Below are 15,731 nucleotides of genomic sequence, written 5' to 3'. Positions count from 1 at the left end.
AGTCGTTTTCAGAAGTATTATGAACTCAAATATGCTATCATTTATTTGAAAGTGTCATCATTTGCAGGATTTTCGTGTACATATGAACAATATATGAAATCAATATCAAAATTCCATCTATAGGGGGAATGAAAGTGGCAGAAAATCAAAAAGTTTACGACATAACAATTATTGGTGGTGGTCCAACAGGACTATTCACAGCATTTTATGGCGGGATGAGACAAGCAAGTGTAAAAATCATTGAAAGCCTACCTCAACTTGGAGGACAATTATCAGCACTCTACCCTGAAAAATACATTTATGATGTAGCTGGTTTCCCGAAAGTGCGTGCACAAGAGTTAGTTGATAACTTAAAAGAGCAAATGAAGAAATTTGATCCAACCGTTTGCTTAGAAGAAGCGGTTGATACGCTTGAAAGACAAGCTGATGGTATATTTAAACTTGTTACGAATAAACAAACTCACTATTCTAAATCAGTCATTATTACTGCCGGCAATGGTGCTTTCCAACCACGCCGCTTAGAATTAGAAGGTACAGCAAAATACGAAAAGAAAAACTTACATTATTTCGTTGATGATATGAATAAATTTGCTGGCAAGCGCGTCGTAGTATTTGGCGGTGGCGACTCAGCAGTAGACTGGACGATGATGTTAGAACCGATCGCTGACAAAGTTACAATCGTTCATCGCCGTGATAAATTCCGTGCACATGAACATAGCGTTGAAAACTTAATGAATTCTCGTGCAGAAGTAAGTACACCGTATGTTCCAGTTGAACTCGTTGGTGATGACAAAATTGAACAAGTCGTTCTTCAGCACGTAAAAACTGAAGAAAAAGTTATCATCGATGTTGATGATGTAATTGTAAACTACGGCTTCGTTTCCTCTCTTGGCCCAATTAAAAACTGGGGCTTAGATATACAAAAAAATAGCATCCTTGTGAATTCAAAAATGGAAACAAATATTCCTGGCATTTACGCTGCTGGTGACATTTGTACATATGAAGGAAAAGTAAAACTTATCGCTTGTGGATTTGGCGAAGCACCGACAGCAGTAAACAATGCAAAAGCTTACTTCGATCCAAATGCAAAACTTCAACCGATGCATAGCTCAAGCATGTTTTAATATATAAAATAAAAGCTCCTTCCATACGCGGAAGGAGCTTTTATTTTATATACCACGAAAGCACACTGAATTCGATAAACTATCGAACTCAGTGTGCTTTTCGTCTAAAAAAATTATTGTTTTCTTCTTCTACCTAATACGAATAATACTCCGCCAACTAAGAATGAAATTCCCGCACCAACTGACATCATCCATGGAGACGCTGCCCCTGTTTTCGGTAATTCTCTTTCTGTTTTTACTTGTGGTTCTTTAATTAACTTTTCAAGTCTTACTTCCGGTTTCTTCAGATCTTTCGGGTCTTCCGGTTTCACTTCTGGCTCCTTCGGTTCTTTCGGGTCTTCCGGTTTCACTTCTGGTTCCTTCGGTTCTTTCGGATCTTCCGGTTTCACTTCTGGTTCCTTCGGTTCTTTCGGATCTTCCGGTTTCACTTCTGGTTCCTTCGGTTCTTTCGGATCTTCCGGTTTCACTTCTGGCTCCTTCGGTTCTTTCGGATCTTCCGGTTTCACTTCTGGTTCCTTCGGTTCTTTCGGATCTTCCGGTTTCACTTCTGGTTCCTTCGGTTCTTTCGGATCTTCCGGTTTCACTTCTGGCTCCTTCGGTTCTTTCGGGTCCTCCGGTTTCACTTCTGGCTCCTTCGGTTCTTTCGGATCTTCCGGTTTCACTTCTGGGTCCTTCGGTTCTTTCGGGTCTTCCGGTTTCACTTCTGGTTCCTTCGGCTCTTTCGGATCTTCCGGTTTCACTTCTGGTTCTTTCGGATCTTTCGGATCTTTCGGTTCTTTCGGTTCTTTCGGTTCTTTCGGTTCTTTCGGTTCTTTCGGTTCTTTCGGATCTTCCGGTTTCACTTCTGGTTCTTTCGGTTCTTTCGGATCTTCTGGTATCTTAAAATCTTCTTTTGTTTTCGGTAAAATTGTAACTGTAGGCTCAAGTGGTGGATTTATTCTATCGTCCACTATCGCTCTATTTGTTATCCCTTTACTTGATGCTGCTTTTACCTTCGCTTTAAAAATAATACTACGTTCTTTTGTATCTGTAATTTCTAGATACTTCGCTATTACTTTTCCAAACTCCATTTTTAACTCTACTGGATTTGGTTCAGCCCCTTCAAATCGAATACTATCTTGCACGTACTCTAAACCGGCTGGAATTTCATCTTCTATCTTTACCTCTGCTATTTTTCCGTTTTCTACCGTATTTTCAAAGCTAATTCGGTATTCGATTTCTTCTCCTAGCTTCGGTTCTTTATTACTTACTGTCTTCGTTGCTTTTACCTTACCATCTTTATATTGTGGCTTTATTGTCGCTGTCGGTTCCATAACTGGATGATTTGGATCATCTACGTGAATAATCGCTTTATTTGTTATTTCCTCTCCAACTTTTACTGATTCTTTTACCTTTACTTTAAAGATGATACTTCTTTCTTTCGTATCCGTAATTTCTGGATACTTCACTGTTACTTTTCCATTTTCAACTTTAAGTTCTGTTGGTACAGGCTTATCACCTACAGCCTTCAGACTATCTTTCACATACTCTAAACCAGACGGAATTTCATCTTCAATCTTTACATCAACTAACTTCCCGCCATCTACTATGCCGTTAAAAGTAATTCGATATTCGATTTCTTCCCCTAGCTTTGGTTCATGATTACTTACTTCTTTCCTTGCCTCTAGTTTCCCATCTTTATATTGCGGTGTAATTGGTACAAGTGACTCAATCGGTGGATTTGTCGGATTATTATCATCCACAACCGCCTTGTTTATAATTTCTTTTCCTACTTGTACCGTTTCTTGTACTTTCGCTTTAAAGATGATACTTCTTTTTTTCGTATCCGTAATTTCTGGATACTTTGCTGTTACTTTTCCATTCTCTACTTTAAGTTCCACCGGATGTGGTTCCGGCCCATCAGACTTTATACTATCTTGTACGTATTCTAAACCGGCTGGAATTTCATCTTCTACCTTTACCTCAGTTAGTTTTCCGTTCTCTACCGTATTTTCAAAGCTAATTCGATATTCTACTTCTTCTCCTAACTTTGGTTCATGATTACTTACTGTTTTTTCTACTTGTAATGCACCATCTTTATATTGAGGCTGAATAGAGATATTCGGTTGCTCTGGTGGATTTATTGTATCTTCCACAATCGCCTTGTTCACAATCTCTTCGCCTACTTTAGCTTTTTCTTTCACTTTCACTTTAAAGACGATACTTCTTTCTTTCATATCCGTAATTTCTGGATATTCCGCAAGGACGATTCCGTTTTTCACTTTCACATACAACGGTTTCGGATTCTCTCCCTCGGCTCTTTCACTACCTTCTACAAACTCTAAGCCAGTTGGTAATTCATCCTTAATCTTCACCTTCGCTACTTTTCCATGCTCTACTACGTTACGGAAAGTAATTCGATACTCTACTTCTTCTCCTAATTTTGGAGCTGGATTATTTACTGTTTTCTCAGCTTTTAGTTTTCCGTCCTTATACTCCGGCGTAATAATCGCTTCTGGTTTTTGCGGAGGATTCTTCGGATTGTCATCATCCACAATTGCCGTATTCACGATTTTCTTACCGACTTTTGCTACTTCCGTTACTTTCACTTTAAAGCTAATACTACGCTCAGCTGTATCAGTAATATTTTCATACTTCGCTGTAATTTTCCCAGCTTCTTCTTTTAACTCTACTGGCGCTGGCTCATTACCTTCTGATTTTAAACTATCCTTCACATACTCTAAACCAGACGGAATTTCATCCTCAATTTTCACTTCTGCTAGTTTTCCGTTTTCTACCGTATTTTTAAAACTAATTCGGTACTCTACTTCTTCTCCTAGCTTTGGATCTTTTTTATTTACCTTTTTATCAGCTTTAATTTTACCGTCTTTATGCTGCGGTGTAATATCTACTTCCGGTCGCTCTGGTGGATTTTTTGTATCATCAACAATTGCTTTATTTACAATTACTTTGTCCACTTCAACAGAATCTTTCACCTTCACTTTAAAGATAATACTTCTTTCTTTCACGTCAGTGATATTTTCATACTTCGCACTAACCTTACCAGCTTCTTCTTTCAACTCTACTGGGGCTGGCTTATCACCTTCTGCTTTTAGACTATTTTTCACATACTCTAAACCAGACGGAATTTCATCCTCAATTTTTACCTCTGCCAGCTTTCCATCTTTCACCGTATTATTAAATGAAATTCGGTATTCGATTTCTTCCCCTAGCTTCGGTTTATGATTATTCACCTTTTTATGAGCAGCAATTTTACCGTCTTTATATTGCGGTGTAATTTTTGCTGTCGGATCAATTACTGGATGGTTCGGATCATCAACATGGATAATCGCTTTATTTGTAATGTCTTTACCTATTGCAACTGAATCTTTCACCTTCACTTTAAAGACGATACTTCTTTCTTTCGTATCCATAATCTCTGAATACTTTGCCATTACCTTACCATTTTCTACTTTCAACTCCACTGGTTTTGGCTCTTCACCTTCAGCCTTTTCGCTTCCTTCTACAAACTCTAATCCAGCTGGAATTTCATCCTCAATTTTTACCTCTGCTAGTTTTCCATCTTTCACCGTATTATTAAAAATAATTCGATATTCGATTTCCTCACCTAACTTCGGTTCATGATTACTTACTTCTTTTCTTGCCTCAATTTTCCCATCTTTATATTGTGGTGTAATCGGTACATAAGGCTCTTCTGGCAGATTCTTTGTATCATCTATAATTGCCTTATTTACGATTTCTTCTCCCACTTTTACGCTTTCTTTTACCTTCGCTTTAAAGACAATGCTTCTTTCCTCTGTATCTGTAATTTCTGGATACTTTGCCATTACCTTATTATTTTTCACCTGTAGCTCTACTGGATTCGGTTTAGAACCTTCTGCTGTGATGCTTCCTTCTACATACTCTAAACCATTTGGTAATGTATCCTTTATATTTACCTCTGCTAGTTTTCCGTTTTCTACCGTGTTTTTAAAACTAATCCGGTATTCTACTTCTTCTCCTAGTTTCGGTTTATGATTATTTGCTACTTTCTGCGCAACAATTTTACCATCTTTATATTGCGGAGTAATTTCCACATGAGGCTCTTCTGGCTCATTTTTTGTATCTACTACGATTGCTTTATTAACAATCTCCTTGCCTATTTCTGCCTCTTCTTTTACTTTCACTTTAAAAATAATACTTCTTTCTTTTGTATCCGCAATTTCTAGATACTTTGCCATTACCTTGCCGTTTTCAAATTTCAATTCTACTGGACTAGGCTTAAATCCTTCTGCTTGTAAACTGTTCTCTACATACTCTAATCCAGCTGGAATTTCATCTTCTACTGTAACCTCTACTAGTTTTCCGTTTTCTACCGTGTTTTTAAAACTAATTCGGTATTCTACTTCTTCTCCTAATTTCGGTTTTTTATTGTTTACAAATTTCTCCGCTTTAAGCTTACCGTCTTTATATTCTGGCGTAATTGTTACTTCTGAAGTTGTTGGATCTTTTGTATCATCAACAACTACTTTATTGACAATGCCTTCACCAACCTTAAATTCTTCTTTTACTTTTGCTTTAAAGACGATACTTCTTTCTTCTATATCCGTAATTTCTGGATATTTTGCGATTACTTTTCCATCTTTCACTTTCAGTTCTACCGGATCTGGCTTAGAACCTTCTGCTCGTAAACTATCTTTCACATACTCTAATCCATTTGGTAAATCATCTTTTATTGTTACCTCTGCTAGCTTTCCGTTTTCTACCGTGTTTTTAAAACTGATTCGGTATTCCACTTCTTCTCCTAACTTCGGCGTTTCATTATTTACCGTCTTCTTCGCTTCCACTTTTCCGTATTTATGCTGTGGAGTAATTTCTGCCGTCGGTGTTTCTGGCTCATTTTTCGTATCATCAATAATTGCTTTATTGACGATTTTTTTACCGACTTTCACTTCATCTTTTACTTTCACTTTAAAAGTGATACTTCTTTCTTCTGTATCCGTAATCTCTGGATACTTCGCCATTACCTTACCATTTTCCACTTTCAATTCTACTGGATCCGGCTTAGAACCTTCTGCTTTCACACTGTTTTCTACGTACTCTAAACCTTCGGGTAAAGTATCTTCTATTTTCACCTCTGCTAGTTTTCCGTCTTCTACCGTGTTTTTAAAACTAATTCGGTATTCTACTTCTTCTCCTAACTTCGGCGTTTCATTATTTACCGTCTTCTTCGCTTTCACTTTTCCGTCTTTATGTTGCGGAATAATTTCTGCTGTCGGTGTTTCTGGCGGATGTTTCGTATCGCTCACAATCGCTTCATTAACAATCGAATCGCTCACTTTACCTTTTACTTTCACTTTAAAGGTAATACTTCTCTCTTTTGTATCTGTAATCTCAGGATACTTCGCCATTACCTTACCGTTTTCAAATTTCAATTCCACTGGAGCTGGCTTAGCACCTACTGCTTTTACACTATCTTTCACATACTCTAATCCATTTGGTAAATCATCTTCTATCTTTACCTCTGTTAGCTTTCCATGTTCTACCGTATTTTTAAAGCTGATTCGGTATTCCACTTCTTCTCCTAACTTCGGCGTTTCATTATTTACCATCTTTTTCGCTTCAAGTTTTCCATCTTTATACTGAGGAATAATTTCCGCAGTCGGATTAACTGGCTTATTTTGCGAATCATCAATAGTTGCTTTATTAATGATTTTTTTACCGACTGTTACTCCTTCTTTTACTTTCACTTTAAAAACGATACTTCTTTCTTCTATATCCGTAATTTCTGGATATTTTGCCATTACCTTACCGTTTTCAAATTTCAGCTCTACTAAATCTGTTCCGGCACCTTCTGCTTTCAAACTATTTTCTACATACTCTAAACCTTCTGGTAAAGTATCCTCTATTGTCACGTCTGTTAGCTTTCCGTTCTTTACCGTATTTTTCATACTAATTCGGTATTCTACTTCTTCTCCTAACTTCGGTGTTTCATTATTTACGATTTTCTTCGCTTTAATTTTTCCATCTTTGTGTAATGGTGTAATTTTTGCTTCTGGTTCTTTCGGATGCTTCATATCATCAACAATTGCTTTATTGATGATTTCCTTACCTACTTCCGCTTCTTCCTTCACCTTTACCTTAAAGACAATACTTCTTTCTTTCATATCCGTAATATTTTCGTATTCAGCAATGACTTTTCCATCTTTCACACTTAACTTTAATGGAGCTGGTTTATCACCTTCAGCCTTTTCACTGCCTTTTACATACTCTAAACCGTTAGGAATTGTATCCTCTATCGTTACCTTTTCTAGTTTTCCGTTTTCTACCGTATTTTTAAAGCTAATTCGGTATTCTACTTCTTCTCCTAGTTTTGGTGATGGATTATCTACTGTCTTCTTCGAATCAATTATTCCATCCTTATATTGCGGAGTAATTCTTTCTTCCGGCTCAATCGGTGGATTTTTCGTATCATCAACAATTGCTTTATTGACAATCTCTTTATCTACTTTTGCTTCTTCCTTCACCTTTACTTTAAAGACGATACTTCTTTCTTCCATATCCATAATATCGATATACTTAGCTTTGACTATTCCATTTTCAACAGCTAATTCTACTGGTCCAGGTGCTTCTCCTTCGGCCTTGATACTATTTTCTACATATTCAAGACCTTTTGGAATTGTATCTTCCACTCGCACCTCTTCTAGTTTTCCGTTCTCAACCGTATTATGAAAACTAATGCGGTACTCGATTTCTTCGCCTAGCTTCGGTTTCTTATTATTAACTACCTTTGTAGCAGCAACTTCACCTTTTTTACTTTGCGGTGTAATAACAACCTTCGATTCAACAGGCTCATTTTTCGGATCTTTTGCAATTGCTTTATTTAGGATTGCCTCCCCTACTTTTGCCGAATCTTTTACTTTCACTTTAAAAACAATACTTCTTTTTTCTGTATCCGTAATTTCTGGATACTTTGCCATTACTTTGCCGTCTTCCACTTTTAGTTCTACTGGCTCTGGTTTTATACCTTCAGCTTTCAAACTATCTTTCACGTATTCAACACCTTTAGGTAGTGTATCTTCTACTAGCACCTTTTCTAGTTTTCCGTTTTCTACCGTATTATAAAATGTAATTCGGTATTCCACTTCTTCTCCTAGTTTTGGTGTTTGATTCGTTACGCTTTTTTCAACATCCACTTTACCGTATTTATAATCCGGCGTAATCTTTTCTTCTGGATGCTCAGTTTGTCCATTTGGCTCACTCACAACCGCTTTATTAACAATCGTTTCTCCGGCTTTTGCCTCTTCTTTTACTTTCACTTTAAAGGCAATGCTTCGCTCTTTTGTATCCATAATCTCTGGATATTTGGCGATTACCTTACCATTTTCTACTTTTAACTCTACTGGATTTGGTTCAGCACCTTCAGCTCGCTCACTGCCTTGAACAAATTCTAAGTTAGCTGGAATTTCATCTTCTATTGTAACTGCATCTAGTTTTCCGTTTTCCACCGTATTTTTGAAGCTAATTTGATATTCAATTTCTTCTCCTAGCTTCGGCTTTTTATTTGTTGCTTTTTTCTTTGCAGCAATTTTACCAGCCTTATGCTGTGGTGTAATCTTCTCTTCTAAATCCTTTGGTGGATTTGTTTTATCACTAACGGTTGCTTTATTAACAATTTCTTCACCAATTTTTGCAGTTTCTTTTACTTTTGTTTTAAAGACGATACTTCTTTCTTCCATATCCATAATTTCTGGATACTTTGCAATTACTTTTCCATTTTCAAACTTCAGCTCTACTGGCTCTGGTTTTGCACCTTCTGCTTTCAAACTATCTTTCACGTATTCAAGATTGCTTGGTAATTCATCTTCAATCGTCAATACATCTAGACGTCCATCTTTTGTCTTATTTTTAAATGTAATACGATACTCTACTTCGTCACCTAGTTTCGGTGTTTTATTAGATGCTATTTTTTTAGCTTCTATTTCTCCAGGGATCTCTTTTGGAGTCGTAACCGTAATATCTGCATCATCTGCAGTTTCATAATTTACCTCGGTACTATCTTGTCCCTTTACAACAACGATATTTTTTACTGTTGTATCTGATTGTACAGAAGCTTTCACTTTTACTTTGAATGTAATAATAGCACTCTCACCAGGCTTTAAAACACCGCCGTCTTTAGCATCTGCCCCTTCACCAATACGGAAATCAATTTGATTATTTACAAACTCTGCTTCATCATCGCTTGCACTATCTGTTTTATTTCCTTTATTACTTCCAGAAATATATTGTATAGATTCCGGAACATACTCTAAACGATCATCTAATTTATCAAAGCCTTTTACATTAGATACAGGCGCTTGATTATTTTTCGTATCATTTTTCACTTCAATTTGATACGTAAACTCTTCACCGGCTTTAATTTCCTTAACTTCTTTACCGGTACTATCTAATGCCTTTTTATCAACTTGTAAGTTTGGAGCATTATGTTCTGTAACAAATGTGGCGTTGTTTAATACGTAAATATCACCAGTACCAGCATATGCTCTAAAACGCATTTTTCCTTCTTTCAAATCATTCTTTACTTGAGTCGGTCCTTCAAGATGATACGTATGAATGTCAGTACTGAATGAATTTGTCCAATCCGGGTTATATCCTGGATATTTTTTTGTAACAAACTCGTTAGTACCGTCTACTTGTACTTCTGTCATAGATGAGTCATTAACATCATTATCTTTACCTTTAATATTTTTAAACTTTTGATACCCTAACCCAAAATCATACTCTCCATAATCATAGGCATACACATCATTATCAGCTGGATCACCTTGCGATGAAAAATAACTAAATTTCGCCTTAAAAGCACCTTCTTTTGGTGTGTTTATTTTATTAACACTAATATCTGTCCAAGCTGTACTTTTTTGAGAAACTAAACCTTCCCAAATTTTCATATCTTTTACTGTTTCTTTATAGTTTTCATAAACTAATATAAGATTCCAGTTGCCCCAGTAGTAACCACTGCCCTTTTCAAATTTAATTTGTGGTACATTCGCAACTGTCACCGTTTGAGAAAGACCTTGTTGTGCAATTACATTTGTTACGTCAGCATATGCAACATATCCTGCGCCACTGCTATAGTGATTTGCAATATACGGTAAATAATCCGCTTTTCGTATACTATCAGCACTTACTTCAGCATATTGCTTATTTCCCATCTTCATTTTAACGGGTTCTCTTACATCTTCATCGCTAACTCTATAATCTGTCCTTGCATCACTTGGAGTCCCCATAGCTGCTGTCCAAAATAAATACGCCTTTTTCACTTTACTTCCAGCAGGGATGTTAGGAAAAGCTCCTGTTGATGAATTAAATGTAGTGTCATCATTATCAATATCTACAGCTTTTTTATTTACTTTCCCCCCGACACTTTGCCTCGTATAATAATTATCTGTTAGCCCAAGCGTAACATTACCAGTCTGTACTAAATTTCCAGGAGCAATTGTAGAATACAGTGGATCTCCAAACCCTTGTTTATCTCCTGTTTGGATTTGAACCTTCGAAGCATTTTCTGATGCAGCTTGTACTTCTGCATCACTCTGCTTTACTGCTAAAGGTGATTGCTTTTTCTCTTTTTCTAGTTGCTTCTCAGCTTCAGATTGTTTTATCTTCTCTATTTCTGTTTTTCGTGCAAGTTTATTTTTATCCTCTGCAGATACTTTTGCATCCACTTCTTTAACTTTTGAATCAGTTGTTGATCCGATAGCTTTCTTACTACTGTCAGCCTCATCATCGGTATTAGCTTCTAACTTCTCTTCAGAAGGAAGCCCTTCAACATCTACAGACATGTTTCCTATTTGTAGTTGATCCTTTTGCACACTAATTTTTTGCTTATACTCTTTATTAAAATGTTGTGCACGACGAGCTTTTATTAAAACAGTCATTTTTTCATGTGATTTTAAATCTTGAATTTTAAGATTAGAAGAAAGAACCTTTCCTCCCTTATCTTTTTCCTCTACATAGAAATCCGCTACCTTATTTTCAGGTAACTTCTCTCCGTTTACTTTCACAGATTGCGAAGGGAACGTAATTTCATTTTCATTATTTTGTTTAAGCACCAATTCTTGAATTGGTGTAGCTCCCGTATTTTCAATCGTATATTGAAATACGTGCTCCCTCTCCGCTACTTCTCCCTTATATATTTCAGCATTTACTTGCTCTGCCTTAATTTTCACATCATTTCTTTGTAACTCATCCCAGCTTTTTTTATTTATCTCTGTAGCAAAAGCGCTAGGTGAAGGCAATATGATGGATAGGAGAAGTGTGATCATCGTTACGACATTAAAACACTTCAATACTTGCTTCATATTTTCTACCTTTCTCCTTTCTATATACTTGCTATCCGTCTACTTAATTTCAGTAACCCTTTCATTTAGTAGCCGGAGGCATAGCAATATATATCCACTCGCAACAATCCGCCCTACGAAAATGTATCGTTGAAATCCCAATTTCAACAATATAAATCTCATAGAATATTACTATTTTAATTTATCAAAAATAGCATATATATCGGACACTTATACAAACCTTTACCATTTTCTAATATAGTAAAAACACTCTACTGTATAGGCTTATATAACAGTTAAAGGATACATAAAAATCTTAACATACTCCCTAACCTATTCATACATACAATAGAATTTTTACCATTTTTTAGTTATTTCAGTTTGTTGTTTATGATTAAAATTTTCAAAAAATAATAACCGATACATGTAAAAATATGTTACATTATCAAAGAACGTATGTTCTTAATTTAGAGGAGGAATTGTTAATGATAAACGAACCCATTATCGTAAAAAAAGAAGCTTTCCAAGCAATCGGCGTTTCGATTACGACGACTAACGAAAAAGAGGCATCTACTGAAGGAAACATTCCCGAGCTTTGGAACCGATACTTTCAAGAACAAATGATGCATCACATCCCAAATCAACAAACGAAAGAAACATTCGCTTTCTACTCAAACTACGAATCAGATGAAACCGGTACATATACATTTACAATCGGTATGCCTGTTTCTTCATTAGAAGATGTTCCTGAAAATATGACAACTTTAACAATACCTGCCGCTACGTATGCGGTATTTACAACGAGAAAGGGACCAGTTGCTGAAGTCGTTTGCGAAGCTTGGGAATATATTTGGCAATGGTCGAAAGAAAATAAACGTGCCTTCACAACAGACTTTGAGCTTTATGACGAAAGAGCATTAGACCCAAATCATGCACAATTGGATATTTATATTGCGTTAGCCTAAAAAAAGATGCCCATTCGGCATCTTTTTTTGTCGTTAAATAGCTACTGGGCAAATCCATTATTATTGTCTACAATGAGAAAGTGCAGTATAGAAATATTAGAAACTGTATAAAGTGAAACTATACTCAGCGGAGGGCATCTCCCATTGAGTATTAGCCCTAACCAATCGGGCGTTTACTGGTTTTTCAGTTTAAATTTGTCACATAGAAAGGAAGCAATATGGAGGAACTACAACAAAATAAAACTGCTTTAGAAGGAAGCGGAAAACCGTTATTAAAAAATACGAATTTCCTTTTTCTTTGGGCAGCTACTCTTTTTTCAAGCTTTGCTTTAGCCTTTTTTACTTTTTCACAAACGTGGTACATAGCAAAAACATTAAACCTTGAAGCTTCACTCGGTGTTGTTTTCGTAGCCCTTAGTGTTCCAAGGCTTATTTTTATGATTATCGGCGGCGCTGTAGCTGATAAATTCCCGAAAAAAAACATTATGTTTTACTCCAATATTATTCGAGCGATTCTTGTCGCAACCATTCTCACATGGTTTATCGTTGGTGATGTAACACTATATACATTTGCTTTATTCGCTTTATTCTTTGGACTTGCTGATGCTTTCTTCTGGTCAGCAGATGGATCTATCTTACCTGAATTGGTAGAAAAAAGCCGGTTAACACAAGCGAATTCACTTACACAAATGACGAACCAAGCATCGGTCATCTTAGGCCCTGTACTTGGCGGAATTCTGATCAAATTTACAAACTACGAGACAATATTTTCTATTACAATTTTATTACTGATTGTCGCAGCCATACTCGTTCAAAAAATACAATTTACGATGCCAGAACTAAAAGATACAGATAAAGGTATGTTCACTTCCATTAAAGAAGGAATCTTATATGTAAAGGAATCGCCATTCCTTTCAACTTTCCTTCTTTGTAGCGCCTTTTTAAATTTATTTTTAATTGGTCCGATGCAAGTCGGTTTCCCGCTTTTCGTTAAAAATGTTCTGCACGGTGACTCGCTCCATTTCAGTTACTTAGAAGCATCTGTAGGCGGCGGAATGGCAATAGGCGCTGTCATTGTCGGTTTAAAAAATATTAATCGTAGACGCGGACTATTTTGCATTATCATGATGCTACTGTCTGGTGTATTCTTCTTATCCATCAACTTTAGCACCGTACTTTGGCAAGCATTATTAGCCGGCATGTTTTACGGTATTACAATCGCAATGGCTATCGTTCCGCTTATGGCGATGATTCAATCGACAGTAAAAGAGGAAATGATGGGACGCGTAATGAGCTTACTTATGCTATCATCAATGGGCTTTATCCCGCTCTCTTATGCATTCACATCAATCGCACTTGCAATGGGAATTCCAATCGTAACCGTTATGAAAAGCGGTGCAATTGCTGTTATCGTCTTCGTACTATTTGTAGCGATTCGTGTTCCAGTTGTAAGAAAGTTCGACTAGCTACTTGGAGTCATGTATTATACGCATGGCTCTTTTTTAAATGGGTCAAACAGCACTATCCCCTTACTTCTCCTTAATGCAGCTCCCCACTCTAATCCAACCTCTAAAAATAGATCTCGCACTGTACTATATAAAAGTGCCTTCACATTTTTACGGATTTCCCCATATTTATAAGCTCTCACAACACTCTTCACTCGCCAAATGAAATTTCCATACACTTCTTCATCAGCTAATATTTGCTCTAGTAAAACACCTTGTTCTAGTAACCCGCTCTTTTTATACGCAAGCTCGACCTTACTCCAAAATATATTAATTTTCTGCGGATTACTCGTCATCGGTACCAGTGCGTATATAAAAGGCTTCGGTATATCATGACGGCAATATGTCTCATCAAGCTCGTACGTTATTTTTCTTTTCTCTTTTATTTGTGGAATGTTTTTAGAAAGAATTGTTTCCCTTTCGCTTTTTTGCTCCTTTCCGCTACAGCCAGCTGTATAATCCTCACTTTCACATGCGGACATTTTCATACGGTCATCCATGCGGTCAATTGCAGATATAAGAAAAATATATAAGTTCGCACTATACCCGCCGCGCTTATGTCTTTCTTTTGTTGCAACACGCTTTATAATTCCTAGTTCCTCTAACTTTGCAATTGAACGGCGTACTGTACGAATACTCTTTCCAACATTCTTCGCAATCGTCTCCATTAACGGACAGGCGACTCCTACTGTTTTTTGTTTCTCATTCACCGCATACTTTCCTAAAAAATGAATAATGGTAGCATCCGTTTTATTCAATTGAAATCGATAGCACTTCAAAACTTGTTTTTGATATGTATTAAACTCTTCTTTACTTCGAAATTCACTGTATGGTTTCATTAAATTATATAAGCTTCCCATTTATATCACCTCATTTATAAGTAAGAGGCAGGAAGAGAATTTGGCGTGGAATTTAATATTTTTTTAATGGAGATGAAAATATGATCGTAATTAGCGCTTGTTTAGGTGGTATAGCTTGTCGATATGACGGAAATGACAATCTCGTTTCAAAAATAGAGGAGCTACTACAAAAAGAAGATACAGTCCTCATTTGTCCTGAAGTATTAGGAGGACTGCCAACACCTCGTCCTTCTGCTGAAATTATTGGCGGGAATGGCGACGACGTTTTGGACGGAAAAGCGAAAGTGATGACAAAAGATGGTGAAGATGTCACAGAAGCTTTCGTAAATGGTGCTTATAAAGCATTAGAACAAATTAAAGATTTACACCCAGAATATATTATTTTAAAAGAACGTAGTCCATCTTGTGGCAGTTCTACGATTTACACTGGTGAATTTAATGGCAATAAGCAAACTGGTTACGGGGTAACTACTGCTTTATTTAAAAGACACGGATTTAAAGTCATTTCAGAAGAAGAATTTGAAAGCAAAAAAAGGAATTGACCCTGTTCGTCAATTCCTTTTCTATCTGTCTTATTTCACACTTAATTTTTCTTTCACTTTCGCTGGAAGCTCGTCTTTTTTCACTTCTTCCCAAGCTGTTACACCTTTTTTATCTGAATTGTATACGCGTAAGAATGCATCTTTACGAAGATTTTTTGGAGCTGTGAATTCTAATTCTTTTACTTCTCCACCTTTATCGAATCCTTTTAATTTATACTCGAAATATTTATGTGGCTCTCCGTTATCAAACTTCTCATTTTTTTCAATTCCATCAGTTGTAATTTGAACGTAGTACTCATCTTTACCCATACGGTTTAAATCACAACCAACTAACAAGCTTGCGAATACAACTAAAATACTAAATAGTGCAATGTATTTTTTCATTTCCTTCACCTCATATGTTTTTTCTTATATTC

7 protein-coding genes are annotated in these 15,731 nt (G+C 36.4%); 4 read left to right on the top strand and 3 right to left on the bottom strand.

What is annotated here, in order from left to right; genetic code table 11:
* Positions 1-134 precede the first annotated feature (134 nt).
* Positions 135-1,124 (top strand): NAD(P)/FAD-dependent oxidoreductase, encoded by a 990-nt coding sequence (locus tag ACO6VI_RS12315; protein ID WP_000829790.1) that lies wholly within the window; start codon positions 135-137, stop codon positions 1,122-1,124.
* Positions 1,125-1,237: 113 nt separating this feature from the next.
* On the opposite strand, the gene ACO6VI_RS12310 is transcribed toward ACO6VI_RS12315, so the two are convergent.
* Positions 1,238-11,464: an isopeptide-forming domain-containing fimbrial protein gene (locus ACO6VI_RS12310; RefSeq protein ID WP_422423405.1), complete on the bottom strand. Its 10,227-nt coding sequence runs from the start codon at positions 11,462-11,464 to the stop codon at positions 1,238-1,240.
* Positions 11,465-11,928: 464 nt separating this feature from the next.
* On the opposite strand from ACO6VI_RS12310, the gene ACO6VI_RS12305 reads away from it, so the two are divergent.
* Both ACO6VI_RS12305 and ACO6VI_RS12300 read left to right on the top strand, forming a co-directional pair.
* A complete protein-coding gene (locus ACO6VI_RS12305; RefSeq protein WP_000606660.1) occupies positions 11,929-12,408 on the top strand; it encodes a GyrI-like domain-containing protein in 480 nt (159 codons plus the stop codon).
* A 218-nt stretch (positions 12,409-12,626) separates the two neighbouring features.
* Positions 12,627-13,874 carry an MFS transporter gene (locus ACO6VI_RS12300; protein ID WP_000391931.1) on the top strand — a complete coding sequence of 416 codons (1,248 nt, stop codon included), beginning with the start codon at positions 12,627-12,629 and terminating at the stop codon, positions 13,872-13,874.
* 17 nt (positions 13,875-13,891) lie between these two features.
* Here the strand turns inward: ACO6VI_RS12300 and ACO6VI_RS12295 are convergent, their stop codons facing one another.
* A complete protein-coding gene (locus tag ACO6VI_RS12295; RefSeq protein WP_000535246.1) occupies positions 13,892-14,773 on the bottom strand; it encodes a helix-turn-helix domain-containing protein in 882 nt (293 codons plus the stop codon).
* Between the two features lie 80 nt (positions 14,774-14,853).
* Here ACO6VI_RS12295 and ACO6VI_RS12290 point away from each other — a divergent pair, with 80 nt between their 5' ends.
* On the top strand, positions 14,854-15,315 hold the full coding sequence (locus ACO6VI_RS12290) for a DUF523 domain-containing protein (protein WP_078994164.1): 462 nt from the start codon (positions 14,854-14,856) through the stop codon (positions 15,313-15,315).
* 30 nt (positions 15,316-15,345) lie between these two features.
* Here the strand turns inward: ACO6VI_RS12290 and ACO6VI_RS12285 are convergent, their stop codons facing one another.
* Entirely contained in the window at positions 15,346-15,699 is a 354-nt protein-coding gene (locus ACO6VI_RS12285; protein ID WP_000759860.1) for a YxeA family protein, read from the bottom strand.
* Between the last annotated feature and the right edge of the window lie 32 nt (positions 15,700-15,731).

The sequence above is a fragment of the Bacillus sp. PSXD-155 genome (assembly GCF_049310765.1).
In the GTDB taxonomy this organism is placed as follows: domain Bacteria; phylum Bacillota; class Bacilli; order Bacillales; family Bacillaceae_G; genus Bacillus_A; species Bacillus_A cereus.
This window is presented reverse-complemented; position numbering and strand designations above follow the sequence as displayed.